The sequence below is a fragment of the Mucilaginibacter sp. CAU 1740 genome, from assembly GCF_039839285.1.
Classification (GTDB): Bacteria; Bacteroidota; Bacteroidia; order Sphingobacteriales; family Sphingobacteriaceae; genus Mucilaginibacter.
The window spans coordinates 265,998-292,473 of sequence record NZ_JBDOQS010000003.1; the positions used below are offsets into that span (position 1 = coordinate 265,998).

General features: G+C 44.0%; 23 protein-coding genes and 1 tRNA gene. 5 read left to right on the plus strand and 19 right to left on the minus strand.

Going from position 1 to position 26,476, the window contains the following annotated elements:
* Positions 1–37: 37 nt before the first annotated feature.
* The gene (locus AAFN85_RS08630) at positions 38–769 is read right to left on the minus strand and encodes a DUF3667 domain-containing protein (RefSeq protein ID WP_347526744.1); all 732 of its coding nucleotides are present in this window, start codon (positions 767–769) and stop codon (positions 38–40) included.
* A 123-nt stretch (positions 770–892) separates the two neighbouring features.
* Here AAFN85_RS08630 and AAFN85_RS08635 point away from each other — a divergent pair, with 123 nt between their 5' ends.
* Positions 893–1,654 carry a LuxR C-terminal-related transcriptional regulator gene (locus AAFN85_RS08635; RefSeq protein WP_347526745.1) on the plus strand — a complete coding sequence of 254 codons (762 nt, stop codon included), beginning with the start codon at positions 893–895 and terminating at the stop codon, positions 1,652–1,654.
* Between the two features lie 177 nt (positions 1,655–1,831).
* Here the strand turns inward: AAFN85_RS08635 and AAFN85_RS08640 are convergent, their stop codons facing one another.
* Entirely contained in the window at positions 1,832–2,683 is an 852-nt protein-coding gene (locus AAFN85_RS08640; RefSeq protein ID WP_347526746.1) for an endo alpha-1,4 polygalactosaminidase, read from the minus strand.
* A 164-nt stretch (positions 2,684–2,847) separates the two neighbouring features.
* On the opposite strand from AAFN85_RS08640, the gene AAFN85_RS08645 reads away from it, so the two are divergent.
* Positions 2,848–3,789, plus strand: coding sequence for an AraC family transcriptional regulator (locus AAFN85_RS08645; RefSeq protein ID WP_347526747.1), 942 nt, complete (start codon positions 2,848–2,850; stop codon positions 3,787–3,789).
* Between the two features lie 78 nt (positions 3,790–3,867).
* Positions 3,868–4,707 (plus strand): SDR family oxidoreductase, encoded by an 840-nt coding sequence (locus AAFN85_RS08650; protein WP_347526748.1) that lies wholly within the window; start codon positions 3,868–3,870, stop codon positions 4,705–4,707.
* Between the two features lie 50 nt (positions 4,708–4,757).
* Here AAFN85_RS08650 and AAFN85_RS08655 read toward each other — a convergent pair whose 3' ends face one another.
* The 7 genes from AAFN85_RS08655 to AAFN85_RS08685 form a co-directional block, all read right to left on the minus strand.
* On the minus strand, positions 4,758–5,150 hold the full coding sequence (locus tag AAFN85_RS08655) for a VOC family protein (RefSeq protein ID WP_347526750.1): 393 nt from the start codon (positions 5,148–5,150) through the stop codon (positions 4,758–4,760).
* Positions 5,151–5,277: 127 nt separating this feature from the next.
* Complete coding sequence (locus tag AAFN85_RS08660) at positions 5,278–5,745, minus strand: hypothetical protein (RefSeq protein WP_347526752.1); 468 nt, start codon at positions 5,743–5,745, stop codon at positions 5,278–5,280.
* A 71-nt stretch (positions 5,746–5,816) separates the two neighbouring features.
* Positions 5,817–6,158, minus strand: coding sequence for a hypothetical protein (locus AAFN85_RS08665; protein WP_347526753.1), 342 nt, complete (start codon positions 6,156–6,158; stop codon positions 5,817–5,819).
* Between the two features lie 9 nt (positions 6,159–6,167).
* Positions 6,168–7,754: a Na+/H+ antiporter gene (locus AAFN85_RS08670; RefSeq protein WP_347526754.1), complete on the minus strand. Its 1,587-nt coding sequence runs from the start codon at positions 7,752–7,754 to the stop codon at positions 6,168–6,170.
* A complete protein-coding gene (locus AAFN85_RS08675) occupies positions 7,754–7,957 on the minus strand; it encodes a hypothetical protein (RefSeq protein ID WP_347526755.1) in 204 nt (67 codons plus the stop codon). The genes AAFN85_RS08670 and AAFN85_RS08675 overlap by 1 nt, the downstream gene beginning before the upstream one ends.
* 43 nt (positions 7,958–8,000) lie before the next feature.
* Entirely contained in the window at positions 8,001–8,276 is a 276-nt protein-coding gene (locus AAFN85_RS08680) for a hypothetical protein (protein ID WP_347526756.1), read from the minus strand.
* A 105-nt stretch (positions 8,277–8,381) separates the two neighbouring features.
* A complete protein-coding gene (locus AAFN85_RS08685; protein ID WP_347526757.1) occupies positions 8,382–8,735 on the minus strand; it encodes a hypothetical protein in 354 nt (117 codons plus the stop codon).
* 168 nt (positions 8,736–8,903) lie between these two features.
* Between AAFN85_RS08685 and AAFN85_RS08690 the strand changes: the two genes are divergently transcribed.
* Both AAFN85_RS08690 and AAFN85_RS08695 read left to right on the plus strand, forming a co-directional pair.
* On the plus strand, positions 8,904–9,482 hold the full coding sequence (locus AAFN85_RS08690) for a TetR/AcrR family transcriptional regulator (RefSeq protein ID WP_347526758.1): 579 nt from the start codon (positions 8,904–8,906) through the stop codon (positions 9,480–9,482).
* A 48-nt stretch (positions 9,483–9,530) separates the two neighbouring features.
* Entirely contained in the window at positions 9,531–10,307 is a 777-nt protein-coding gene (locus tag AAFN85_RS08695; protein ID WP_347526759.1) for an SDR family oxidoreductase, read from the plus strand.
* Between the two features lie 219 nt (positions 10,308–10,526).
* Here AAFN85_RS08695 and AAFN85_RS08700 read toward each other — a convergent pair.
* The 10 genes from AAFN85_RS08700 to AAFN85_RS08745 form a co-directional block, all read right to left on the minus strand.
* Positions 10,527–10,600: transfer RNA gene (locus AAFN85_RS08700), tRNA-Asn, on the minus strand.
* Between the two features lie 71 nt (positions 10,601–10,671).
* The gene (locus AAFN85_RS08705) at positions 10,672–13,968 is read right to left on the minus strand and encodes a carboxypeptidase regulatory-like domain-containing protein (RefSeq protein WP_347526761.1); all 3,297 of its coding nucleotides are present in this window, start codon (positions 13,966–13,968) and stop codon (positions 10,672–10,674) included.
* Positions 13,969–14,128: 160 nt separating this feature from the next.
* Positions 14,129–17,305, minus strand: coding sequence for a carboxypeptidase regulatory-like domain-containing protein (locus tag AAFN85_RS08710; protein ID WP_347526762.1), 3,177 nt, complete (start codon positions 17,303–17,305; stop codon positions 14,129–14,131).
* Positions 17,306–17,454: 149 nt separating this feature from the next.
* A complete protein-coding gene (locus AAFN85_RS08715) occupies positions 17,455–18,459 on the minus strand; it encodes a FecR domain-containing protein (protein WP_347526763.1) in 1,005 nt (334 codons plus the stop codon).
* A gap of 467 nt (positions 18,460–18,926) precedes the next feature.
* The gene (locus AAFN85_RS08720; RefSeq protein WP_347526764.1) at positions 18,927–19,508 is read right to left on the minus strand and encodes a sigma-70 family RNA polymerase sigma factor; all 582 of its coding nucleotides are present in this window, start codon (positions 19,506–19,508) and stop codon (positions 18,927–18,929) included.
* Between the two features lie 45 nt (positions 19,509–19,553).
* A complete protein-coding gene (locus tag AAFN85_RS08725) occupies positions 19,554–22,067 on the minus strand; it encodes a phospholipase C, phosphocholine-specific (protein WP_347526765.1) in 2,514 nt (837 codons plus the stop codon).
* 219 nt (positions 22,068–22,286) lie between these two features.
* Complete coding sequence (locus AAFN85_RS08730) at positions 22,287–22,970, minus strand: LytTR family DNA-binding domain-containing protein (RefSeq protein ID WP_347526766.1); 684 nt, start codon at positions 22,968–22,970, stop codon at positions 22,287–22,289.
* A 9-nt stretch (positions 22,971–22,979) separates the two neighbouring features.
* Entirely contained in the window at positions 22,980–24,422 is a 1,443-nt protein-coding gene (locus tag AAFN85_RS08735) for a histidine kinase (protein WP_347526767.1), read from the minus strand.
* Between the two features lie 247 nt (positions 24,423–24,669).
* Positions 24,670–25,671, minus strand: a complete 1,002-nt coding sequence (locus AAFN85_RS08740; RefSeq protein ID WP_347526768.1) for a hypothetical protein — start codon at positions 25,669–25,671, stop codon at positions 24,670–24,672.
* A 91-nt stretch (positions 25,672–25,762) separates the two neighbouring features.
* The gene (locus AAFN85_RS08745; protein WP_347526770.1) at positions 25,763–26,359 is read right to left on the minus strand and encodes a Crp/Fnr family transcriptional regulator; all 597 of its coding nucleotides are present in this window, start codon (positions 26,357–26,359) and stop codon (positions 25,763–25,765) included.
* Positions 26,360–26,476: the final 117 nt, after the last annotated feature.

Here is a 26,476-nt window from a genome sequence, read left to right on the forward strand (position 1 = left end):
TTGATTTTATCAACGGCTATGAAATACACTTTGGCCATCAATGCTTCATCAAAATATCAGCCGCTACTCCCAACAATATCGCAGTTATCGAAGATGTGATGATCCCCAGCAAATATGCCGCAAGGGCTTTAAAGTAATTACCCAATTTACGGCCATCAAAAAACTGGCCGATAGCCCAAACGCAATAGCATATGCCGATAACCCCGGCTGCTCCCATTAAGTTGAGTTTAAATATCCCATAAGCAAGTGCGAAAAGGGCATAGATCAGCATACCTATCCCCATTGCAAAGCACAACAGGATCAGAATTTCGAAAAAGTTATAATCATACTTCCTGAAAAACAGCTTGACAAAAAACGCGATGAACACGCCCATAATAATACTGGCATAACCGTAATGGCCCTGTACCCAGGCAAATATTGCATCGGTTGAGGGGCTGCCCATTGAGCTATAAGTGATATACTGCTCCTCTACATGAAAAATATGGTTAATGGTGGAGTAAATGAGCGAAGTGATAACGATAAACAGTATCGGTTTTACTAACCGACTGCGGTTATCGGTAATAAACTCACGGACGTTTTGACCCGGACGGACGAGAAGCTCGCGGATGGTGTAAAAAATACCTTTTTCAAAATGGAGTACATGCTGTACTTCGTGTAAAAGATAGTGGCCATCCACCCGTTTCATATTGGCCGGATGGCCACAGCTACTGCAAAAATTACCGCCCAGGGTAGTGTTGCAATTTTTACAATTAATGGTAGCATTTATCATGGTTTAGGTTGCGTTAAAGTGATCGGATATGTTTTCATTGCAGGAATTAGTTACTGCAAAAGTGAAAACAACAAAATTTTTAAAGGCTACACTTTAGTGTAGATTTGCTGTTCGGCTTTAAAAATGAAAAACAATACCAACTCCGGTCTGCTTACGCGCAACAAAGTAGCTCCGGTAACCGAACAAGAAAAGTTACAGGAGAACAACTACCTGGAAGCGGTAAAAGCTTTTGCCCGCCTTACTTACGAGAGCGTTTACATTATCGATTACACCAATATGTCGTTTGAGTATGTATCCGAGAACCCTTTGTTTTTAAGCGGATATTCGCCTGACGAAGTAATGGCCATGGGCTATGATTTCTATTTTAAAAACGTACCCGAAGAAGATCTGAAACTGCTCACCCAGATAAACGAGGCGGGCTTTGATTTTTATGAAAAACAGGCTGGCGACGATAAAAAACAATACAGCATCACTTATGATTTTCATTTGATTAACAGCGATGGCAAGCGGGTGCTGATCAACCATAAACTCACTCCACTGTTTTTAACTGCCGAACAAAAAATGTGGAAGGCGATGTGTGTGGTATCAATATCAAACCATCAAAACGCGGGCAATGTGTATATCCATAAGCAACGCACAGACGAGATGTGGCAGCTGGATACAACAAAAAACACCTGGCAAAAACTGCAAAAGCCCAAACTTAATAAACGCGAAACTGAAGTTTTACGCCTGCATGCCCAGGGCCTAACCATTAACCAGATAGCCGAAAAGTTATTTGTAGTGCCCGATACCGTAAAATACTACCGGCGGCAAATTTTTGAACGCCTTGAGGTAAGCAACATGACCGAGGCGTTTTCTGTGGCGGTTAGTCGGCGGATAATTTAATAATAGAGGCTACTGTGCCCACCACGTCATTGCGAGGTACGAAGCAATCGCGAACTGTACAGGGCGGATTTGCATGCCTCCCCGGCTTCCGTGCGATTGCTTCGTTCCTCGCAATGACGTTGGGAATATATGATTGGGGTAATATGTTTTTAAACAGTTTCTCAAATCAAATAAAAACTATTTGCATTTATCAACCCACTTATCCAAATCTCGCTTCTTCAGTATGGCAGTAAAACCCAGCTTGGCAGCGTCGGGGCAAACCTTATCTTCAAAGTTTTTTTGCGCGGTAACATCGGTATATTCAACTGCGAAAACAGGTTTGTTTAGTTTGATGTAAGCCGCCATATCATTTTGCCAGCCTTGCTGAAACGCATCTTCGATTAAAGCCCAATCAAACTTAGCGGCGTAGCTTTCGGTGAGCGCGCTTACGTTTTTTTGGCCTATACCAAGGCCGTTGTTGTGCGCGGTGGTTATCAGGTAATCGATGTATTTTTTCTCGTCTTCGATGGTTAGGGTAAATCCGGTTTTGTTTTCGTAAGCATCCAGGTTATCAGGTTCAATGGCATCGAAACCCTTTTTCAGGATCATGTTAAACCTTGAAGTTAGCCAGGGTTTTAGCTTATCTACCTGCCTGATATCTAACCATTTTTCGTGAGGCCATTCATCGTATTTAGCACCAACAATTTCTTTGGGAAGTAAAGCGCCATCGGGCCTGTCATCTTCAAACGTACCAACCGATAAATACGCTATTACCTTTTTACCGCTGGCATGCAGGGCGGCAACTGTTTCGGCCGAGGTAGTGAAAGCATCCACATCTACCACGTTGCCCGCGAAAGTATTGGCAGATGTGATATCATCCAGCTCCCAATCAAAACTGATCCCTGCTTTGGGCTGCCACCAGGTGGTTTTTCCGTTTGATAGGCTGGTTGTGTCTACAGGATTAGTTGTGTCGATATCTGAGTTATTCTTTTTACAAGCTGTTGTAAATATTACGATCAGCATTAAAGGCCAGTAATTTCGGATCAGCATTAAATAAGTTTTATGCTGTAACGGAGAAAATAGTGCTGATATTGCATTTTTTGTAACAAGTATTTTACAGTATAGATTAACAATTAAGCATTTCCGAAAGGCCATCCAACATTCTCGATCTTATCATCTCATTTAATAAATCCAAAATTCTGTAATTTAGCAATATGGAAAAATTAACTATCCCGCGTTTAGAGTTAGACACATTTGCGCAGGTTGGCTTTAAAGTTCCGTTGCTTAATGTGGAGCATTATCCCCTTGATGCTAATTACTTCATTATTAAAAACCGGAACAACTACCCGGTAAAAGACTATATCTCACCAAACAGGCGGCAGTTTTTTAAAATATTCCATATTACATCAGGCACAGGGATACTTACTGTTGGCCTGCACCGCTATCTAATGAACCCTGGCGATATCGGCTTTTTGAATCCCGACGAGATCATGTCGTGGCAAACAACGTCTGGCAACGCCGGTGGGCACTTTTGCCTTATTCATCCGCATTACTTTGAGCATGCGCCGCATGTATTACAGTTGTTTAAACAATTCCCTTATTTCAAGCCATCAAAGGCGGTTGTTCAATTGGGTGAAGAGCAATCGGCAAAAATTAACCAGCATTTTGAAACCATTACCCGGGAAGACGAAGGCAATAGCGAAGATAAAAAACAAGCTATCCTGCTACACCTTCAAATGATTTTATTAGATGCCCAGCGCGCCGGAAAAAGTCTGGCCGATGTGCCCGTCCCCGAAAGCTATCGGTACATTCACAGCTTCCTGACCTTATTGGAGTCATCCTTTCAAACCAAAGGCCCGGATACAGTAGTGAGCATCAAAAACGCTTCGGAATTTGCCGATCAGCTAAACGTGCATCCCAATTACCTCAACTCGCTGGTTAAAAACCAAACCGGCAAAACGTTGCGCGAGCATATCCAGGAGCGTTTACTTTACGAAGCCAAAACCCTGCTGCTGCAAACCGATTGGGATATCAAAACTATCAGCTATGTATTAGGCTTTTCAGAACAGGCGGCTTTTACATCATTTTTCCATAAAAAAGAGAAACAATCACCTTCCTTATTCAGGGAAAGCGCCACCGCCGCTCTCAATATTTGAAACTCGCAAGTATCCCTATGCTTAGAATAAGCATTGGCCCGGCCAATGTAGGTTTCTTTGTACCATAAAATAACAGCAATGGAAAATCAAAGAAAAACATGGTTTGTAACAGGTGGTTCACAAGGGATCGGCCTGATATTAGTAAAAAAATTATTGGCCGAAGGTAACAACGTTGCGGTAACCGGGCGCAATCTCGATGTGGTAAAAAACGCGGTTAATAATCAGTCTGCTCAATTTTTGCCTTTGCAGGTTGATCTGCCTAACGAAGCAAGTGTTGGTAAAGCAGTAGCCGAAACTATAGCCCATTTTGGCACTATCGATTTTTTGGTGAATAATGCCGGATACGGATTGATTGGTGGCATTGAAGAAACATCATCCAGCGAAGTTCAGGCTATTTATGATATCAACGTTTTTGGTTTGCTTAATGTAACCCGCGCGGTGTTGCCGCACATGAGGGAAGCCGGAACCGGTCACATTTTCAATATCTCAACCGTTTTTGGTTTAATAGCCGGTGCATCATGGGGCCACTACTGCGGTACCAAATTCGCGGTAGAAGGTTTATCTGAGGCCCTTGCACAGGAAGTAAAACCATTCGGCATTAATGTAACCATTATCGAACCAGGCTACGTGCGCACCAACTTTTTAAAAAGCGGCTCAATAGCACATCCTAAAAATCCGATAGCTGCCTACACCGCTATCCAGGAAGAAAAACGTAAACATTTGGAAGAAGTGCCGGGTACGCAAATTGGCGACCCTGAAAAAGTAGCGCAGGTAATTATCAATACTGCTAAGTTGCCAGAACCTCCGCTTCGTTTGTTATTAGGTTCGGACTCGTTGCAGTTTGCAAATTACAAAATACAAATGCTGCAGGATGGGATCGAAGCCAATAAAGCGATAACCCTATCAACCGATTTTTAATACCCTCGGTTATTTGTAAATTGAAATGGCGCCTTAGCGGGTGCCATTTTTTATGTATTCGGCCGTCCGAAAAATAAAATGTAACCGTCAGCGTCCTCAATTTCAAATCCAAATAAACCGTCTCCATCTATTTTTAGTGGTTGATGGAAGGTTGCCCCTACCCTGCTATATTCTTCAAATAAGATACCCGGATCTACGGTATGGATAAAAGCATCCCAGCGCGCCCATTCGTGTCGGGTATGGTTGGGCACCGGTTCTCCGGCGGCTTTCAACATCAGCGAAATATTGTCTCTTCCAACAATGGCGAAAAACGGATCATCATCCGGTCCGGTAAATAATACTTTAAAGCCCAGTTTATCTACATAAAAAGCTAATGAATTTTCAAGGTTTGCAACCATGAAAAAAGGTGAAATGTAAGTAAGGTTTGACATTGGCTTTTTCATTTTTTGATTACACGGGCAATAGGTAAGGTATTACATCCAAATTTAGCCAACTGCATTTTAAATTAATCGCAATAATTTCATTTTTGAAAGCGAAAAAGCCTTCCCGTATGTAGGAAGGCTTTTAAACTTAGGCGCTCAAATACGAATTGAGCAATATCTCCCAATCCTTTGCCTGCTTTTCAATTTCTTTCAGTTTCATTTCGTTATCCTGAAATTGGCGGTAAAGGGGGATGCTATCAAGCACCTTGTTTTGCGCGTCGGCTATCTGCAAGGCAATCGAACCTACCGCGGTGCCGTTCATTGTTTTCCGCACATAGGTTTTGTTGGCCTTTGCCAGGTTATAAACCGTGGCTTCAGGTTCGGTAACATCGGCAAGGAGCAACAACTTGCTTGGTTTGGCCCAGCCTATAATTTTATCACTAAGCGGCTCGTAACGTGTAAGATCAATGCTTAACGCTGATGCCTTATCAAATAATTTATTCTTCAATGCATCAAGCTGTTTCTGTTTTGAACGTTTGATAACGATATAAAAAGGGATGCTAAAAAGCGCTATTAACCCGCCTGCAACCAGGGAGTTTTCTACAATATGTGTCATAAAAAAAATTCTAAATAAGTTTAAGGGAAGCTGCTATGCTTCATTAATTAAAACGGGAAATTTATTTATGGTCACCAGAAAACATGGAAGGGGAATAGGATAAGCAGTACCTTTCGAGGTATTTGGTCATTACGCGAAGCTATGGCCCGTGCCAAAGTACAGTCGGGATCTTTGAGCAAACCTGTCGGTTCCGGTAATATGGACGCCGGATGACTGATCACCGGCTTGTACGGTACCTGGCTGTTTAAAACAGATTCGAGAGAGGTATCTTCCGCAAAAAGATCGGCATGCAAATGTTGTTTTACAGCAAGCTCCGCCGCATGCGTTTTTTGCGCATGGGTATCGGCCTTTGCCGCGCAAGCGAGGCATAGCAGGCCGGATATTACAAAAAGCTTAATTAATCTGTAAAACATCTTTAAACATTAATTTCTCCGGGTTCTTGCCTCCTCCAGATCCAGTTCCCGCTCACGGGCGCGGATCAGGTGATCGGCAAATTCTTTGTTCCGGTGCATTTTCTTTAACTCGTCGCGGCGTACGCTGATGATCTCCAACAACATTTGCCGGTAATCATGAATAAAAGTCGGGATCTGCTCATCATCGCTCATTTGCTTCTCGGCAATCTCGGCCATGCGCTCGTATTTCTCTTTCACCCGTTTAAACAAGGGCTTATCTTCTATTTCCAAACTGCAGTTAGCATCCAAATAGGTGATAACTGCCGAGGCTAATCGGTGCCTGATCTGTTGTTCCTGGCTCCTGTCGTTATCTACAACTTTAAGGTTAAGCAAACGCAGTAAAAACGGCAGACTTAAACCTTGCAGTACCAACGTAAAAAGGATCACCGCAAAAGTGATGAACAGAATAAGGTTGCGGTGCGGGAAAGCGGTTCCATCTGCAAGCGTCAGCGGAATGGCAAGCGCCGAGGCCAGCGAAACCACACCCCGCATACCGCTCCACCCTATTACAAACACGGGTTTCCAGCTAAGTGGCCCTTCCCTTTCGGCTATCCTGCGGCTAAGTATCCGCGGCAAGTAAGCCGACGGGAAAACCCAGATCAACCTCACAATAATTGCCAATAAACTTATAGCCACAGCAAACAGGATACAATCAGATAGCGAGTAATTCTCAATACCCTGAATAATATCCGGTAGTTGCAATCCTATCATGATAAACACGATACCGTTCAATAAAAAAATGGCCACGTTCCATACCGTAATGGTTTGCAGTCGCGAATCGTACGAAAAAATATCCGACGACCGGAACGACAAAAACAAACCACCACTAACAACCGCCAACACGCCCGAAAAATGAAAATGCTCGGCCGTAAGGTACATCAGGTACGGTGCTATCAGCGTAAGCGCGGTATCAATGCTTGGCGTAGTTGGCAAAAAGCGATGAATGGCATAAACCACATGCGCAATGGCAAGGCCTATCAACACACCCATGATCACTACCGAAAAAAAACTACTTGTAGCCTGCCAAAAGGTAAACTGGCCGGTAAAAATAGCAAGCAATGCAAACCTGAAAACGATAAGACTGGATGCATCATTCACCAGGCTTTCACCCTCCAGTATCGCAACAATCCGGGCCGGTACTTTCAGGTCTTTAAAAACCGAGGCCGCGGCAACCGCATCCGGAGGTGAAATTACACCACCCAGCAAAAAGCCAAGCGCCAGTGAACAATCAGGAATAAGCCAATGAGCGAAAAACGCCACTGCCGTAGCCGTAAAGATCACCAACCCGAAAGCCAATAATGATATTGGCCTGCGCAAATGCCAAAACTCGGCCCACGAAGTATTCCAGGCAGCAGAATATAATAAAGGTGGTAAAAACACCACAAATATGATATCCGGATCCATTTTTATAACAGGCACGCCGGGAATAAAGCTGATCACCAGGCCGGATAGCACCAGCAGTATCGGGTACGATACATTTAGTTTATTGCTAAGCAAAGCCAGCATGGATGTTGTGAACAGCATGGCCAGCACAACAAGCAAATTGTCCTGGATCATTATTGCTCGGTTACGGGTTGATCAACTTCAACATCGGCTAAAGAAACGAAACGCACCGCACCTTTATAATTAACCCAGATACCGGTCCAGCCATTGCTATCGTAACCCAGAAATACGGCCTGAGGTGTTTGCGGGTCGAAGCCTTCAAATAGTTTTCCGGTGTAAAGCAGCCGTGTTCCAACCGCTAAATGTTGTTTATTCATGGATATTGTTTTATGGTAGTAAAATGATCGTACGCCAGATGCTTCAGGCCACTGGCCTCCAGATCTTGAATACATTTTCGTAGCGGCTACCGCCATCCCTGATCAATAAAGCAATATCATCCTTCCTTTCGGGAAAGTATTTTTCAACCAGTTGCTCGATGCGTAAAAGGATCGCTCCTAATCCCGATTCGATAGCAACCAATGGGATCTTTATTTTGATGATCATATCCTGGAAATGAACTTCGGCTTCTTCCCGAAACTCTTTAGCCAGCATAACCGCTACTTGTGCATGAAACTTTTTCTTTGCATTTTTTTTCATAACGCCACATTAATGTGATAATGAATTGGTCAATTAACTCCCATTAAATAGTTATCGCCTGTTCACGAAAAACAAACGTTATCAATACAAAAGAATTATCGGCTACTACCAGAACGCGTGAAAAGGATACAGGAGAAACCTGTAATACAGAAGCTTATATATAGATGAAATTTGGGGCGCTTGGATCAGAACCGCATACCGCAGGCCTGCGCGTTGTGTGGATACGGCCTCGGCCTGTAAATCGGGCGAGTGGTTGGGCTGCTGCTGGAAGTTAAATCCTGTTTGAAGTACCTCCTCGTCCGAAAGATCTGTTGCTATTTGTCCGGCACTTTTTAAAGGAGCCGATTTAAGCGTTGATGAATAACGGTTTGCGGCGGGCGCGGCATAAGAAACACTTGCTGATCCGGAAAGGATAAACAACGTTAATACACCCAATAATAGCCTCAAGCCTTTCGCCATATAAGCAAATATAAAAAATTGAATGAGAGAAATGGTATCATGGGAGGGTAATTTATTAAAGGTAGGTGGATGAAACTTACAAGCGCTATTTATTTGCCCGGGCTAATGAAATTATAAATGACACAAATCTGAAACACTTGTTTCAAAATAAACTACCTTTGCATCATCATGGCCAGAAACGTTGAGTTTAACGAAGAAGTAGCGATCCAAAAAGCGATGGAAGTTTTTTGGAAAAAGGGCTATAATGGCGCTTCCCTTCGTGACCTTACCGATGCTATGCAAATAAACAGCAGCAGCCTTTATAACACTATAGGCGATAAACAGGAACTGTTTGTACGCTGCGTGCAACACTATACCGATTTGCGGAAACAGGACTGGGAGAAACGACTGGGTAGCAAAAAAGCACCATTTGCCATTTTGGTAGATTATATCCACGAAGCAGTTGGCGTGATCATAAACGGCGAAGACAGCTGTATGGCCGTAAAGAGCGCTTTCGAAGTAGCAACTAATGATCAGCGGATTAAAGAGATCCTGATAGCCGATAACGACCGGGCTTACCAGTTTCTGTACAACCTGATCAAAAACTCGATGGAGCAAGGCCAGATCAGTACCGAAGAAGACCCAGCCCTATTAGCCGACTATTTTAACAGTACCTGGACAGGCTGGTACGAGTCTTACATCTTACACAAAGACCCAATCAAGATCAAACGTATGGCTGAATATTTTATCAAACAACTATCTAAATAATTTTTTTACCCAATTCTGAAACATTTGTTTCAGAATAACAAAGACAACATGGAAACAACAGATTTAAAAGGAAAAAGAGCATTAGTAACCGGCGGAACAAAAGGTATTGGCAAAGCTATTGCCGATGAGTTAGCCAAAGCAGGCGCGCAGGTAATTGTTAGCGCAAGAACAAAACCGGAAAGTACCCCGCACCACTTTATCGCGGCCGACCTGACCGATGCCGATCAGGTGGCTGCACTTACCCAGGAAATTAAAGAGACCTTGGGCGGGATCGATATCCTGATCAATAACGTTGGTGGCCTTACCACTCCCGGCGGCGGCTTCGGCACTTTAACCGATGCTCATTGGGACCAGGAACTGCAACTCAACCTCATCTCGGCCATCCGCTTGGACAGAACATTGCTACCGCAGATGATCGAACAGCAAAACGGTGTTATAATTCACATTTCGTCGGTTGCGGGCAAACAGGCTTTATGGAACCTTAACATGGCCTACGCAGTTTCAAAAGCCGCCCTGAACAGCTACAGCAAGGCGCTGGCAACCGAACTGGCAGGCAAAGGAGTACGTGTATTAACAGTATCACCCGGCGCTACCAAAACCCCACCGATGGAAAAATTTATAAGCGACTATGCCGCATCGGTAGGTGTTACTGTTGAAGAGGGCATGAAACAATTGATGGCGCAAACCGGAGGGATCCCGATGGGTCGTATGGCCGAACCTGAAGAAGTAGCCTCCTTGGTACACTTCCTCGTTTCCCCGTCCGCAGCTTATTTAACCGGGACTATCTATGCTATTGATGGAGGATCTTTACCGGTGGTTAGTTAAACGCCCTGTCGGAAAAAACTGTTCGCTGAGATCACTGATTCGAAGCTATTGTTCTGATCAGGCATAAATAAAAAAAGCCCCACATCACTGTGAGGCTTTTCTGCTCCTGAGGCTGGACTCGAACCAGCCACCCTCCCGACATTGTCGGGATGCGCTAACCTGCCAAGCATTCGAAAATTCTTTACATAAAAAAGCCTCACATCGCTGTGAGGCTTTCTGCTCCTGAGGCTGGGCTCGAACCAGCGACCCTCTGATTAACAGTCAGATGCTCTAACCGGCTGAGCTACTCAGGAGTGTTTGTCCGGTTTGGAGTGGCGCAAAAGTATAATTTCTGCTGATATTTCACAATTTTTATTCAATTGAATTAATTAAACAAATACCGAAGCCCTATCTGCATAGAATAGGTTGAGTTTAAACTCACGTCGTTTTTAAACGTGTCGGTGATTAACCTGCCGCCTACGGTAGCCAGTTGAAATGTTGGTTTGATATTGCCTCCGGCTTTTACATCGGGCAGGTTTGCAGGCATTAAAATGGAGTTGGCGTTCACCAGTTTTTTCAGTCCCCAATTCTTGTTGAGCAGGTTACCAACGTTAAAAACGTCCCATGATAATTGGAGGGTATGCTTAACGACTTTATCGCTCAATATAAAATCGTGCGTTAATTTAAAATCCCACTGATTGCGCCAGGGTAAGGTGGCCCCGTTTCTTTCGGCATACTGGCCTTTGCGTTTGCGCAGATAGGCATCCTGATCGATGTATTTAAAAAAGGCATCACTTTGTTGAGCGGCGGTATAAGTAATTTTATCTGGCTGATTTACCGCTAAGGGAACAAAGGTTATTTCTGAAGGGTTGCGCGGTACGTAGATGAGCGATTTGTTGGTGCCATCGTGGTTAAAATCCTGCGCGTAGGTATAGGAGAAACGGCCATCTACAGCACCCTGGTAAACCAAACCGGCGCTTACGATGAATTTTTTAAGATAATGCTTACGGTAGATGAACGAGGCCACCACCCGGTTAGGGCTTACATAGCCTGCGTAGCCAAGTTCGGGCGTGTTAATCCCGTTAACAGTTGGCTTGGCGTACAAGGCCGATAAGGTTTGATCACCATCCCCATCATTCAAATTCTTCGCCATACTTTTGATATAAGCTGCCGACATGGAGAAACCGCCCCAAATTTTCCGCTCTAACTGAAAAGTTGCCGACCAATAATATCCCCTCGATGAATTGCTTACCACCACCGCGTTAAACGGCGAGTTACCTTTAGCATCGGGCATCCCGACGGCGTTTAGTGGATTAATGAAACGCTGGTTATTAGCAGCGGGATAAACTAATCTGTTATCCGGATAATCCGCAATATTGAGGTGCTTTGGCATCACCAAATTGGCATCCGTAAAAACAATGGCGTTAATATCCTTATTGTAAAGCACCTCGGCCGTTCCGGTAAACCCGGCCGGTAAACGTACATCAAGGGCTATGCTGCTTTTCCAGGTTTGGGGCATTTTAAACTCTTTTGATAAAACACTGGTGATGGCGGGCAAACCGGGTTGTTGGGTAGAAATATCGGGGATATATTTTTGCGGATCGGGACTGAATGGGCCAGGCGTATTCTGTTTACCTTGCCATGTTTGGGTTACCTGCTGCAAACCCGAGTACCGGGCCTGGCTAATGATCCATACAAAAGGGATACGCCCGGTGAAAACACCAGTACCGCCCCGCAGGCGCAGTTTTTCTTCCCTGCCCAGATAAGTAGAGAAACCGACGCGCGGCGATAACAATAGCGATACAAAGGGCAATTGCGAGGTATGTAGATGCAGCCCGTTAGCAAAGCTTAGTTTGGCAATATCCTCGTTCTCGGCCAAACCTTCCGGGAACCACGGAATATCAAACCTAAACCCTGCCGTAATGCTCGAGCGCTTGCCGAGTATAATGGTATTTTGTGCAAACAAAGCAAGGTTGGCATATTTGAAATTATACGATGGCTGTGCCGTACCGGGGGTGGTAGAATAAGTAATGGCATAATCAACCGGCGATTTGCCGGATACAAAATCATCCCATGAAGCAAAGGTATAGTAGCCGGTACCAAAGGGGATATAAGTATTACTGGTGCGGCTGTAATCAACCTGTGCACCGGCCAGCCAGTTGTTTTTATTATGGCTCCAGTTAACGTAATCAATCACCGAAGCCAGGGTCACGTTTCGGCTGTTACCATAAGTAAATGGCTCGTAACCAAATGATGTGAACGGGATCCCATCCTTCAAAATATCAACAAAAGGGAATGGTTTACTGTCCGACTGCCGGGGTTCGTACTGGCGGGTATACGATGCCCTAAACGTATTATAAACGCCCGAATTGAGTTTAGCATTCCATTCGGCAGCTAATGAATAAAAATTGGATTGGGTGCTAAAGTTTGAATTACTAAACGGTAAGGCGTTGATACTCCGCCGCCCCGCCCCTGCCGGAAAAGCGGTTAAGGGGCTGCGCGAGCCATTAACCAACTCTGGCCGGGTACTAACCAACTGGTTATACCGGATGCTGAAGGTATTATTATCTCCTATATTCCAATCTATCCGGCCCAATATTTTATAGCTTTTGTTTTCAAACTCATAATTGCCATAACTACCCGGATCGTAGCGATAAGTATCGCGAAGGTAACTACCTATCTGGTTGAGTTCGGTAACTGTGGGACGGGCGGTGTTGGGGCCGCTGCCGTATGGCATATCAGTAGTAGCCGGGATCAGTTGTTGAGGGTTATACTTTTCATTTTCACCCTCGGCGCTGAAAAAATAAAAAAGCTTGTTGGCTACTATCGGGCCGCCAATTCGTATACCATCCTGGTGATAAGATAGATTTCTTTTATCGAACGAGGCATTGCCTGCATGATAACCGTAACTGTTTTGGTTTCGATAGAAACGGTAAACAGACGCTTCGGTGTGGTTAGAGCCTGTACGGGTGGTGATATTGATGGTACTGCCGATAAAACCGGATTCCCAAATGGCATTAAAAGGTGCAACGTTTACCGAAAGCCTGTCGATGGCATCCAACGATACTGGCTGCGCGCCGTTGCCGGGCAAATTATCGCCAACACCAAAATTGTTATTAAACTCTGAGCCATCAATAGTGATGAAATTTTGGCGGTAATTCCCCCCCGCTATTGCCGGCCCGAATGATTGTGGGGTGAGCCTGATAAAATCATTAACACTTCGTTTTATGGTAGGCAGGCTGTTAAGGTTTTGCCTGTTATTTTTTACTGACGGACCAGTTTGCGCAGTTGTTAAAGCAGGCCTGTTAATGGGCGATGCACTCACCCGCACTTCCTGGAGTTGCGTTTGCTTATTTTTTAAAACAACATTCAGCACTTCAGGCTCATCAAGCCCTAAGTAAACATTTTGCTGAATGAACGGCTCATAGCCCGTGTAGGAGATTTCAATTTGATACGGGCCGCCGGGCTTCAGATCGGGCAGGTAAAAGCGGCCTGCTTTATTGCTCGAACAGCCGTATTGGGTTGATGCCGGTTGATAAACTATCCGTACGATCGCCCCCTCAATCGCCACTTTGTTAGAGTCGTAAACAATACCCGATAAATTACTTTTGGTGGTTTGCGCCAAAAGCAGGTAAGGCACCAGTAACATCGCCAAAAATAAAAAACACCTCAACTTAAACATACTGTTTGGTATTACAGGTTGTTACGGAGTGATGTATTTTGATGAGGATAAATGTTAAGTAAATTTTGCATCATAAGCTCTAATTTTAAACATCAAAAACGGACTGGTAAAACCCGCCCGTTTTTGATGATATTGTTAATTGTTTGTTTACACTACATTATTAAAATGAATAGCGCGCGCCCAACTGAATTTGGTATGGTGTACCATTGGCAGTTGTTACGCCCACGTTTTCGTTTACACGATAGTTGTATTGTTTTGTTGCCTGGTTAAAGCCGGTAACGGTGTACAAGGTCTGCTGACCAAGGTTATAGTTAACGCCTTTGTTTTTGTTCAACAAGTTGGCAAAGTTGAAAACATCGGCAGTAAGTGTAAGCTGCTGGGTTTTAAAAGTGTGGAAACTTTTAGCTAACCTAACATCAAACGTACCCGAAAAAGGGTTGCTTCCGCCGTTCCTGGCCGATATTTTGCCAATGCTTTTCCTGATAAAATCCCTGGCACGGTTATCCGGGTTGTTCAGTACTTTTTCCATCGAGGCTTTTACAGCTGCCGGGGTATTCGGGTTGTTTGGGTCGAATACGAAGGCTAAGTCGTTATCGGTGCCCGGTCCGCCCACAAAGTCGCCGTTAATGTCCGAATCAACTGTTAATGAATAACGGGTACCGCCGCTGCCGGTAAACCTGCCGCTGAAAGAGAAACCTTTCCAGGTTGGGGTTGAACCGTAAACTACTATCTTGCTCCTGAATTGGTTATCCGAATAATCCATCTCGCTCAAATCGCGCGGATCAGATTTGATCGGGCGGAAGGTAGAGGTGTTGGCCACGTTACCATTGTATGATGTATTATCCTTTGTATTGTTCCAGGTATAGCTGAACGAAAGGAAACCATCTTTATAGTAACGGAAATCGCCATCAAATACAAATGCCTGTTGGTTAAGCTTAGCACCGTTGGTCAGTTCAAGAGTACGGCCCACCAACTGGGTTTTACGGCCCTGAACGTTATCGGTAACACCCGATGATGAAATGGTATTGGCTGGTACAAATACACCACGGTTAGCCTCGTTTGATAGGGTGAAATAAGGCTGATCAACCAAATTCCTATCCAAATAAACGTAGTTGTTAGTAGTACGGCTTATCAGCAAGTTCACACCTAAACGCAGGTAATCGCCAAACAAGTGGTTATAGCTTAAGTTGGCTTTGTAGATAGTTGGGATCTGCAAATGCGGATCGTTAAGGTTGATGGTTGATACCGTTGGCGCGCCGGGAATTAAGCCGGGAGCAGTTGATGGGTCATTACGGTAAGCAGGGAAGTTTGGCTTAGGCACCAGGTTAGTACCTGTGTTTGGCCTGGTAATATCGATAGAGGCAACTTTGGTACCGCTATTCTGAATATTATTTACCTGCGCGTAGTTGATAGGGTTAGCCGAGAAGATACCGCCACCTAAACGGATAATATCAGTCTTTTTACCCTGCACGTCCCACGAAAACTGCATCCTTGGCTGGAAGTTGTTCCAGTCGGTAGGGTTGGCATCAGTTCTTAAACCTAAAGCTTTATCAACAACCGGGTTATAGTCGCCTTTGGTTAAATAGCTGGTTAAATCCCAACGTAAACCGAAAGTGGCGCTAACGTTTTTTACCGGCTCAAACTGCACCTGGCCAAAAGCCGAAAGGTTTAACACATATTGCTGTACCGACGGGATGCCATCGATAGGTACTTCACGCACAAAGCGGGTTGGGTTCAGGTCGTCAAACTCTTTAATGTTGTTAAAAATGAACCTGCCGTTTTGCTCGTTCGAGATATAGGTGTTTAAGTAGGTTAACGTGTTATCGGTACCGAAGGTAAAGTTGTATTTACCTTTGGTTAAATAACTGGTATTCACCAATTGCAACTGGTTTTCCAGATCACTCTCCGGTGTAAAACGCTGACCGCCCAATTGTACCGAAGTACTACCGATAGTTCCGTTTGGCAAAGTTGAACGAACAGTAACGATAGCACGCGGGATGTTTGCTGCCGGAAGCTGATTGTTCGGCGTATAATCACGTTTAGCGCTCTGCCATTGTAATTTCAACTCGTTCAAAAAGCTCGAGCTGAACTGGGTACGTAATGATGCCAGCGTAGTATTCTCGCGCGATTTGAAGTTGCCATAAGTTTCAAACAGGTTAATGTTTGAGTTGTCATCAGTACTATTTGGGTTATTCCAATCGCTGTAGTTGTTACGGATGGTTAAACGGTTTTTATCATTGATCTGCCAGTCAATACGGGCGAAAAAAGTATTAGCCGTAGTTTTTCTCGGGAACTCACCCACCTGCGGACCGCTACCTAAACCATATTTTGCACGACCGATATTGATAACACTATCCAACATGCCTTTACTGATGCGCAGGGATATTGCATCAGCATCAGACTTAATATCGGCAATATAAAACGGTGCCGACTGCTCCTGGCGATCGAGCGCGGTAAAGAAGAATAATTTATCTTTCACAATAGCGCCACCTAAACTAAAACCATACTGGTTGGTAGTAAAGTTTTGCTCGCGTTTGTTACCACGGATATCATAAGGGCTGGCCAAAGCATCTGATCGGTAATAATCAAAAGCCGAGCCGGTAAGCGTGTTGGTACCCGATTTGGTAACCGCGCTCACCGTACCGCCACCTGCACGACCTTGAGATACATCGTAAATATTGGTTGATACCTCGAACTCGCGGATAGCCTCTAACGATAACGAGTACGGACCGCTACCTACCGCGCCTGATGTTAAGTTACTGCGGGCGCTGGTACCGTCAATCACATAGTTGGTTGATGATGGCAACTGTCCGCTCACCGAACCACCGTTGGAGGTTGGCGCAAGCGATAACAGGTTAGTAAAATTACGGTTCAGCGCCGGGATCTGCTGAATGGTACGGGCGTTGATAGAGGTACTCCCGCCCAAACGATCATTACGGCTGCTTAGGGTGTTGGCTTTAACCACAACTTCTTTTAGGCCGAGGGTATTGTTCGACATTAAAAAGTCGACAATAACCCTATCGCCCTGGTTAATTGAAATTTCGTTTTTAACCTGCGAATCGTAGCCTACAAAAGATGCTTTAACTACATACTGCCTGCCTAAAGGCAACTGGCGAAAAGTGTATTTACCCTCATTATTGGTTACGCTCGACGAGCGGAAACCGTTTGAAGTATTTTGAATTAAGATGGTTACGCCAGGCATAGGTTCGCCTTTGGCATCCTTTACCTGACCGGAAATGGATGCATCTGTTGATTGGGCAAAAGCCGCGTTACCTGTTGTTAAAAATAGTATCACCATAAGTGATAATGAAATCTGGATAAGGAAATTTCTTTCCATTATTTTTTTTCCTAATTGGATAAAAAGGTGCATATTTAGTTGCGATAATTAATTTTGACGAGTTAATTAAATAGGCCGGTGCTGCTACAGCGCCTGCTTTTGCAGCCGGAAGTGCGGGATCACCTCCGGCTTTTTTGTTTACTGTTTTTTTATTTCATGCTGTTTGCTGAAGGGTTAATGGTTAACTTATTAGGGGTAAGTTCATAGCTCATCCCGGTACGCAGGGTTAACTCAAGTAGGGATGTATTGAGGTCCATTGTACCAAGATTGATGGTGTATTGACGCGCATCCAATTCCGGGTATTTGACGATTGCCCGGATCTTGAAATGGCGTGAAAGTTCTTCTGCTATTTGTCGTAGGGTGAGCATATCTAAATAAAGTGTTCCGTTTGTTTTCCAGCCTTGTATCAATTCAGGAGATTTTGCGATCAGCTGGCTTTTTTGATTGGTTACATTGTAAACCAAGCCTTGGCCTTTACTGATTGACTTATTTAAAATTTCAGGTTTTCCTGAATTGTTTAAGCGCTCAACGGCAACCTCACCTGAAGCCACTTCAACCCGATATTCGGTTTGGGGATGATAAGCCCTGATGTTAAAAGAGGTGCCGATATCGCGGGTAACGATGCTCCCGGTTGTAACGGTGAATGGGTTATTGGCATCGTGCTTTACTTCAAAAAAAGCTTCGCCCTTGTCTAAATAAATTGAACGTTGTTTAAATGGTTTTGGCACTCTTAAGGAGGTAGCCGCGTTAAGCCAAATGATTGAACCATCTTCAAGTTCAACTTTTCGAACCTGTCCGTTGCCTGTTTGGAATGTTTGGAATACCAGCGCGGGTTTATCTGTCGTGGTGTTGTGTTTTTTGTAATATAAGCCGGCGGCTATTCCTGCCAGTAAAATGATACAGGCGGCACGTAACCATGTTGCCTGGCTAAGTTTGCGGATTATGCCTACCGGTTTTACCGGCTGTATAATGCGCTGTTGGAGTTCTTTATAAATTCGTGCTTCCTGTTCAGGATCTTTGAGCATGTCAACTATCTCCCCATCCTGGTGCTGATCAAACCAATCGTCAATTATTTCTTTTTGCGATTGATGGATCGATCCTTCTTCGTATTGCTCAAAAAGGCTTTTTAATGCCCCGTACTTTTTACTGTTCATTCGATAGCATAGCGCCTGAAAAGCCAAAAAGTACTTTAATAAATGGTTAAGCTTTTATTAATAATTGCAACAAAGGAAGTTGGTATATTTTAATCGTATAGGCGCATCACATGCGTCCGTGCCGTTGTTGGTGTTGTCACCAACAACAGTTTCTTGCCTTCATTTTGTTGTGATAGCAGAATGCCGCTTCAAGAGCATGTCGTAGAGTTGTTGGTGACAACACCAACAACGGCGCAGGCCCCTTTATAATCTGCCGCGGGTTTAGCGATAGTAGTTTAAGCCTGTGGTCGGTGTTTTCACCGTACCACATGATCTAAAGACGTTATACTAATTGAAACAACAACACCATACCCCGAAAGTGGTGCGGTGAAAACACCGACCACGAGCTAAAGAAGCATTTCGAAGAAACCCCTCCCTACACCCTCCCAGGGGAGGGAATCGCACTTGCCCCCGCTTTTTTTTGATAATTAAAATACTGCATTTACCACTAAAACAGACAAATAGAGCAACGAACCCTGCTCCACAGAAATCCGCAACCTGCGCAAAGCCTCAGAGATATTGTTCTTCACAGTTTGCTCGGAAAGCTTCAGTTCAGCGGCAATTTCCCGGATGGTTTTATCCTCGTACCTGCTTAACCTAAAACATTGCCTCATATTGAACGGCATTTTTGAAAGCTCAACATCAACAGTTTGCGTCACCTCTTTCAACAACAATTGCTCGTCGCTGCTATCAGATAGCTTAACAGCTTCGGATAATATTTCTACACCCTGCAACCGTACTTTATCTTTCCGGAAAGCCGACATTACATTGCTGCGGGCAACCGTATTCAGGTAAGGGAGAAAAGAATCTTCGGCATAAAGGTTTTCCCTGTTTTTCCAGAGGTATAAAAAAACATCCTGCAAAATATCTTTGGTATGGTCTTCATCGCGGGTTAGGCGGTAAACAAATGAAAACAGGGTTTTCCAGTGCCGGTTAAACAGCATCTGGAAAGCCTGTTCATTTCCGAGGGCGATATCCTGCAGTAATTCTTTGTCAGACTGATTGATCATATAACAGATCGGAGAACATTAGTAATTAGCCCTTCGTCAAAATAATTAAACAACGCCACCCATTAACGGGTCGGTTTTGGTTGGAGCGCCTGTTTCCACACGACCGGCAAAGCGTTCTTCAAAAGCATCGTAGCCTTTTAGTTTTACGCCCAAATCGTACCAATTGTGGTTTTTAGCAAGGTTTACAACAACCCTCGTGCTGCCACCGGCAGGTATTACCTGGGTTTGAGCCTGCGCTTTATAACTTTTATCGCTAATCACCGCGGTATGCGCTTTTTTATCGTGATTGGCAATATTAACAACCACATTACCGGTAAGCTTAGCGGCGTTTAATCGACTGGCTTCATAGTCACAAGTAATTTTAACCTGTGGGTTGTTATTGTTACCGGTAAATTCGCGGTAAAAACCGTTAGGGCCGTAAACTTTCAGGTGGTATGCTTCGTTTTCAAAATCGCCTATCTTCCACTCATCAGTTAAGGTATCGCCTGCGGCGGCACTGTAATCCCAGGCACGTAATTGCTCTTTTTGGTATTGATTAACAGCATACACTCTAAACGGAGAACCTGTCGAGCGGATGCCATGTACTGTGTTACCGGCTTTAAAAGCTATCTCATAAGTATTGCTTTCTTTATTAAAATGCCCGTTGGTGTACAACTCGTAAGGCAATGCGCACGATGGCTTAACACCTTTTTCCTGTTTAGGAAAATATGGCGATTGGGTATGATCTGTATTGATCTGCTCAATTTCGGCAACCGAAAGCTTTTTAAAATTGGCGGGAGCCTCCTTAAACTGCGCCTGGTGGATATCTTCAATAAACTGTTTCTTTTCTAAAAATACCGGACCATCTATTTTTTCGCCATTGTAAGGGCGGAAAGCCGATGTAAGGTTACCGCAAATGGTACGACGCCATTGGGTGATATTTTCTTCCTGAACTTTTTTATTGAGCTTCTTCGCCAAAAAGTCTTCAACAAATTGAATTGATGAAGTATGGTCAAACACTTCCGAACATACGTACCCACCGCGTGTCCACGGCGAGGCGATGATCATCGGCACACGGTAACCTAAACCAATGGCAGCTTCGCGGATATTGGTATCTGTTGCAGATGGGTTGGTTTGCTGTTCTTTAGTAACGAAATCAAGTTTTGGATCGATCCCCGCAGATACTTTACCGGTATGTTCTTTATAAGGATTTGGAACTATGTATGGAGGAACGTGGTCAAAATAACCATCGTTTTCATCATAGGTGATCACAAAAATGGTTTTCTTCCACACCTCTGGGTTTTGCAGCAGGATCTCCATCGCCTCGCTCACATACCACGGACCAAACCATGGCTCGCCCGGATGGTCTGAGAAATTAGCAGGCGGCATCAACCATGATACTGTTGGCAACGTACCATTTTTTACATCTTCCCTAAACTGGTGGAAAACATCGCCTTTAGGTACATTCACCTTGCGGCTGGTTCCATTGTCATTATATTCCAGCGATTCCAGGTTGTGGTAATCGGGATTACTTATATTGGTGGTGAACGCTTTGTTATTTAACGACTGCTGTGTTTTAGGCAGGTTATTAAAATTCTCTTTAGTGTATTTAGCTTGCGCCAGCTCAATATTAGCCAACAGTTTTTTGGCGGCAGCAAGGCGGGTAACTACCCTGCCCTCTTGCGGCTGCTTTTCCATTTCGGCAATCTGTTTCAGGGTATTCTCTTTTTTCGATTGCAAACCGGCAATGCCGCCCTCGTGCATGCGTACGTTGTATTGCTCAAAATACTCCAATACGTTGGTACCGAAGTTACCCAACCAGGCTTCTTCCTCGTTACCAAAATCAAGGCCCATGGTCAGTTCGTTTTGATAAACTTTCCAGCTTACGCCGTGTTCTTCCAAACGCTCGGGAAAGGTAGTCCAGTTCAGTACGGGGTAATTATAGTTGTCGATGTTCCATAGGTGGGCAACACCTTCGGGTTTGTTGGCCTCACGCACGGTGCCGGTCATCCAGTAATAACGGTTAGGATGGGTACCGGTTATGCTCGAGCAAAAGTTTTGGTCGCACACCGTAAAGGCATCGGCAAGGGAGTAGTAGAACGGAAAATCGGCACGATTGCAATAGCCCATGGTTAGGGGCATATCGGCAAAATTTTTATTGCGTGCTTTTTTTACATCAAGCCATTTATCGTATTTACCATTGTTCATGGCATCGGTTTGGTCGCTCCAGCCGTGCGGCAATGAGCCCATCCAGGCAATTTTGGTATCCTTTACATCTAAATGGAAAGGGCCGTAAGTATCGCCTTTATCGTTGGTTTGCAGCCAGACTTTATTTTTATCGGGAAGGTTGATGGCGCGTGGATCGTTATAACCACGCACACCTTTAAGCGTACCTAACTGGTGATCGAACGATCGGTTTTCCTGCATCAGGAACACAATATGCTCGGCATCATAAAAAGTACTGCCCGGCTCGGGATTAACAGCCAGGGCTTTTTGTATTACGGGTGGCAACATGTTTATTGCCGCGGCGCTGCCGGATAATAAAGCTGCCTTTTTTAAAAAGTCTCTTCTTGAATTCATCTTACAAATTCTGTTTAATTGCTTAATGTTTTTAATTAGGTACGGCAAAGGCTGAGTAAGCCATGCTTCTGTACCATGGAGATTTGAGGATAACCGGCATATCCCGCTGCCATATTTATCCGCGGCGAATATCCTACAAGCAAGTAAATTTTATGTTAGGAAGAAATTAATTATCGTAACATATCAATAATGATACGTAAACATGGGGCAGGAAAAATACTATAGCATTTGCATGCATTGAGCATAAGTTGCACCTATAGGAATGGTGTGCTCATTAATGCTGATCTGTGTTTTATCAAATTTGCTCACCTTATCGCGCGCAACAATAAATGCCCGGTGGGTGCGGATAAACTTTTTGGCAGGCAGCATAAGCTGCATATCTGTAATGGTGATGCGGGTGCTTAGCGAAGTATTACCCTCCAAAAAAATCCGGGCATAGTTGCCCGCGGCCTCTATGAATAGGATCTCATTAAGCTTTACTTTTATTTGCTCATAACCATCTTTAATAAAGATAGACTGCTCAGGCTCGTTATCCTGAAGTTTATTTCGGAGCGTGTACAGGTCATACGTTTTATTGCAGGCTTTCAGAAAACGCGGCAGGGCGAAAGGTTTCAGCAGATAATCTACCGCGTCCAGTTCAAAACTTTGTACCGCGTGTTCAGAATAGGCCGTGGTGAAAACAACCATAGGCGCGTTGCTCATGCTTTTCAATAGATCGAGGCCGCTGATGTCTGGCATTTTAATATCCAGGAAAATCAGGTCGACTTTATTTTTCTGGATATAGCTTAGGGCTTCAAAGGCATTGGTAAAAACCTCTCTTAGCTCGATAAAGGGCACCATAGCAGCATGTGCCCTCACTACATCAAGGGCTATGGGTTCATCATCAATGGCGATGGCTATCATACTTTAAAATTACTGATTAACGGCCAGTTGCATAGTGAGGTGAACAAAAAACTCCCGTGCATTTTCGCGGATCACCAGTTCGTGCCGGTTGGGATATAGCAAATTGAGCCGTTGTTTAACGTTTTCAAGCCCGATGCCGCCCCGCTCCTTTTCCGGATCATTCTCCTGCCTGCTGTGAATGCTGTTATGTACATCAAAATAAAGGGTATCGCCCTCAATTTGCAATGCAACCTCAATGCGCGATGGGTTTTGCAAACTGATGCCATGCTTAAACGCGTTCTCCACAAAAGGGATCAACAACATTGGCGTAATGTTTAACGGCCCCTGGTACTCCTCGATATCGGTTTCAATAGTGATGGATTCTGAGGTGGCGCTACGCAATTTTTGCAACAGGATATAGTTTTTCAGGTATTCAATATCCCGCGCAAGCGTTATGGTATCTTTTATATTTTCCTCCAGCATAAAACGCATCATTTCGCCCAGTTTCTGGATGCCTTCACCTGTTCGCCCGGCCTGTTCCTGCAAGGCGGTGCCGTACAGCGTATTTAAGGCGTTAAATAAAAAGTGAGGGTTGATCTGCGATTTTAAAAAAGTAAGGTTCGCGTCTGATTGGCCGAGCTCGGTCTTCAACATCTTAATTTCTTCCTGATTTTTTCTGTTACGCCGCTTATAAGTGCTGAATGCAATTGGGGTTATCAGCAATAGTTGCGTGAAGAAATTTAACGCTACTAAATTTTGAGTGTTGTCCCCGGTTCCGATATCAATAGTCATTACCGCACCCGCCTTCGGTCTCGGTAATGCGGTATCCGAGCTTTTAAATAGTAAACAAATTAGGTATACTACGAGGCATGATAGTAAGGTAAACAGGAACATCCGCAGCGAATAATAAAACCCGTTCTTGTTTCTCGAATACATGGCGGGCAATAATACATGCACAGCATATAAGTATAAAACAATTGCGACCGGTACGACAATGAGCAGGTAAAACAGGGTTAATAACGGTGTAGAAAGATAAAGCAGCCCCACGGTTATCATGATCCATGATGCGGTAAGCAAAGTGGCTTCACTGTATAAAGCGCCGTCGCTGTTTTGTTGGTTACGGTTGAAATAAATGAATAGCAATTTAAAGGCGAGCAGGGCAGTAAAATAAATATTGATAATACCTACCATGTAGCAAAGCGCCAGGAAAACCAGTAGGAACAACGAACCCTGCAAAGAAACTTTACCGTCCCCCTCAAAAGCCGGTGCAAGGTAAAAGCAAAGCAAAAGATACACCGTAAACACTACAAGGTAGCTGAATAACACGGGCATCAAGGTTTCTGTACTCAATTGATTTTGGTGTGCCAGATCAAATATAGATATGAATACCCCCGCAATTATAAACGCCGTAGCGATCCAAAATTCGATCCGGACGGCATCATTTTTAAATTTTAAGTTGATCTGTTTAAACATGGCTTTGTGATATAAGATTTGTGTTTGCTGCTGCAATGGTACAAAGCCTATTTTTGTTGTGGAAGTAAAATGTGATGAACCGTTAAAAAAAAGTGACGGACCAGCGGTATCAACTTATTTTAAAACGGCGCGGCCTGTAAAAATAAAAAGCCTCACAAACATATGAGGCTTATCAAGCTTTTGGGATCAATATGGGGCGGCAATGCGATGAGCGATCAGACTAACCTAAACAATTTATACACAGATGCTAAAACACCAATACCGCTTTGCCGCCTGTATCAGATTTGTAAGCTAACGCTTCGTTAATCTCTTCCGGTTTAAACGTTTTCCCGATCTTGGTTTTAAAATGAGGCATATGAATAATTTCGCCTATATCTTTTAACGCTTTTTCCAAATTTTCAGGATTTTTAACGGTATCGGTAGTGAGGTTGGAGAACGAGCGGATGCTAATATTCCTGACCGACATGATACTGGTATGAAACGCGAACGGAACGCCATCGCCTATATAACCATACGAATAAATAACCGAGTTTGCCGGGATCAGCGGGAATACCCTTGTGAGGGTCTCGCCACCGGTACCGTCAAATATGGCTGTTGCAGATAGTGTATTTGCAAGCTCTGATAATACTTTATCAAAATCCGGATCGGCCTGTACAACAATATTTTTTGCACCTAAGGCCTCCAGCTCTGTTTTGCCACGTTCGCTTCTTACAATCGAGATTAGCGGAACATTATATGTTAAACAAAGGCCCAACAATGCTATCCCCGTAGCCGAATTACCCGCTGTGCTGATAATTGCCTTATGCCCTTCGGTTGTAGCCTGTTTTAAAAAACCAAAGGGTGTAATTGTATTCACTACAGTGCCCGAATAATCTGCCGGGTCAACATCACCAGGCAGTATAACACAATCTAAATAAGGCAAATGAGCAAATTCGCTCCATGTTCCCGCAGCGCTATCGCTGTAGCTTAACTGGCGATAAAAGGCCACATTTTTCCCAACATATTCGGTGGGTACACCTTCCCCCGTTTGAGTAACCTCACCTACGCCGGATACGCCCCTTATATCATGTCGGCTCCTAACCATCCAGGGAAGGGGCGCGAAACGCAGAAAAAACTTATCGCCCGAATTGATGGCTGCCGAGTTCATTTTTATGATCAGGTGACCGGGTTCGGCAGTTTCCGGTTTCTCTACATTTTGTACGCTTAAATTATTATCGGTTAATACAACCGCTTTCATTAACTCTTTCATTTTATATTGTTTAAATAATCAACAATACAAATGTCAGTAAGCGCCAAATAGCCAGCCAATAAACTATTGTAATAAATACACTTAAGATATATTAAGGGTTGAGGCGCTTATGCGCGAGGTCTTTCCTTATTTTGCTTAAAAATTCGGAGGTAATGCCAAGGTATGAAGCGATCTGGGTATTGGGTAAACGGTTGGCAAGTGCCGGAAATTGTGTAATGAAATTCACATAACGCTCTTCGGCCCCGGCACTGATATTTTGCAGTACACGATTTTGCAGTGCTATATATTTACGCTCGATAACAATACGAAACGTGCTGTTCAATTTAGGGTAATTAGCATAAAGGTAAATTAAGTCGGGACGGCTGATCTGTAATATGGTTGATGGTTCAATGGCTTCAATATAAACAACTCCCGGCTGCTCCGAATAAAAGCTTGACAGATCGGTTAGCCACTCGTTTTCAACAGCAAACTCAAGGTTGTGCTCTTTGCCGTTCTGATCCACACCATACATTTTAAAGCAACCCGAAACTATAAATGTAAAATGTTTACATATATCGCCATGTTGAAGAATGAAACCGCGTCTTTTTATCTTACGTTCGTTAAACAGCAAACACAGATCGGCTATCTCCTTTTCATTTAAGGGGAACGCGGCACTGATATGGGCTAATAATTGCTCTTTATTTTTCATTATTTGTTAAATGCCAATTGGGTTTAGCTGCCTATAAACTGATGTAAAAATAAAAGTAAATCTGTTTGAAGGTTTACTGTGGATGATATTTGAGATTGTTAGCTACCTTTCAATTTT

What these genes read in the sequence shown, in the direction of transcription:
- AAFN85_RS08630 (WP_347526744.1), bottom strand. Translation starts at nt 769, where the DNA reads ATGATAAATGCTACCATTAATTGTAAAAATTGCAACACTACCCTGGGC.
- AAFN85_RS08635 (WP_347526745.1), top strand. Translation starts at nt 893, where the DNA reads ATGAAAAACAATACCAACTCCGGTCTGCTTACGCGCAACAAAGTAGCT.
- AAFN85_RS08640 (WP_347526746.1), bottom strand. Translation starts at nt 2,683, where the DNA reads ATGCTGATCCGAAATTACTGGCCTTTAATGCTGATCGTAATATTTACA.
- AAFN85_RS08645 (WP_347526747.1), top strand. Translation starts at nt 2,848, where the DNA reads ATGGAAAAATTAACTATCCCGCGTTTAGAGTTAGACACATTTGCGCAG.
- AAFN85_RS08650 (WP_347526748.1), top strand. Translation starts at nt 3,868, where the DNA reads ATGGAAAATCAAAGAAAAACATGGTTTGTAACAGGTGGTTCACAAGGG.
- AAFN85_RS08655 (WP_347526750.1), bottom strand. Translation starts at nt 5,150, where the DNA reads ATGAAAAAGCCAATGTCAAACCTTACTTACATTTCACCTTTTTTCATG.
- AAFN85_RS08660 (WP_347526752.1), bottom strand. Translation starts at nt 5,745, where the DNA reads ATGACACATATTGTAGAAAACTCCCTGGTTGCAGGCGGGTTAATAGCG.
- AAFN85_RS08665 (WP_347526753.1), bottom strand. Translation starts at nt 6,158, where the DNA reads ATGTTTTACAGATTAATTAAGCTTTTTGTAATATCCGGCCTGCTATGC.
- AAFN85_RS08670 (WP_347526754.1), bottom strand. Translation starts at nt 7,754, where the DNA reads ATGATCCAGGACAATTTGCTTGTTGTGCTGGCCATGCTGTTCACAACA.
- AAFN85_RS08675 (WP_347526755.1), bottom strand. Translation starts at nt 7,957, where the DNA reads ATGAATAAACAACATTTAGCGGTTGGAACACGGCTGCTTTACACCGGA.
- AAFN85_RS08680 (WP_347526756.1), bottom strand. Translation starts at nt 8,276, where the DNA reads ATGAAAAAAAATGCAAAGAAAAAGTTTCATGCACAAGTAGCGGTTATG.
- AAFN85_RS08685 (WP_347526757.1), bottom strand. Translation starts at nt 8,735, where the DNA reads ATGGCGAAAGGCTTGAGGCTATTATTGGGTGTATTAACGTTGTTTATC.
- AAFN85_RS08690 (WP_347526758.1), top strand. Translation starts at nt 8,904, where the DNA reads ATGGCCAGAAACGTTGAGTTTAACGAAGAAGTAGCGATCCAAAAAGCG.
- AAFN85_RS08695 (WP_347526759.1), top strand. Translation starts at nt 9,531, where the DNA reads ATGGAAACAACAGATTTAAAAGGAAAAAGAGCATTAGTAACCGGCGGA.
- AAFN85_RS08705 (WP_347526761.1), bottom strand. Translation starts at nt 13,968, where the DNA reads ATGTTTAAGTTGAGGTGTTTTTTATTTTTGGCGATGTTACTGGTGCCT.
- AAFN85_RS08710 (WP_347526762.1), bottom strand. Translation starts at nt 17,305, where the DNA reads ATGGAAAGAAATTTCCTTATCCAGATTTCATTATCACTTATGGTGATA.
- AAFN85_RS08715 (WP_347526763.1), bottom strand. Translation starts at nt 18,459, where the DNA reads ATGAACAGTAAAAAGTACGGGGCATTAAAAAGCCTTTTTGAGCAATAC.
- AAFN85_RS08720 (WP_347526764.1), bottom strand. Translation starts at nt 19,508, where the DNA reads ATGATCAATCAGTCTGACAAAGAATTACTGCAGGATATCGCCCTCGGA.
- AAFN85_RS08725 (WP_347526765.1), bottom strand. Translation starts at nt 22,067, where the DNA reads ATGAATTCAAGAAGAGACTTTTTAAAAAAGGCAGCTTTATTATCCGGC.
- AAFN85_RS08730 (WP_347526766.1), bottom strand. Translation starts at nt 22,970, where the DNA reads ATGATAGCCATCGCCATTGATGATGAACCCATAGCCCTTGATGTAGTG.
- AAFN85_RS08735 (WP_347526767.1), bottom strand. Translation starts at nt 24,422, where the DNA reads ATGTTTAAACAGATCAACTTAAAATTTAAAAATGATGCCGTCCGGATC.
- AAFN85_RS08740 (WP_347526768.1), bottom strand. Translation starts at nt 25,671, where the DNA reads ATGAAAGAGTTAATGAAAGCGGTTGTATTAACCGATAATAATTTAAGC.
- AAFN85_RS08745 (WP_347526770.1), bottom strand. Translation starts at nt 26,359, where the DNA reads ATGAAAAATAAAGAGCAATTATTAGCCCATATCAGTGCCGCGTTCCCC.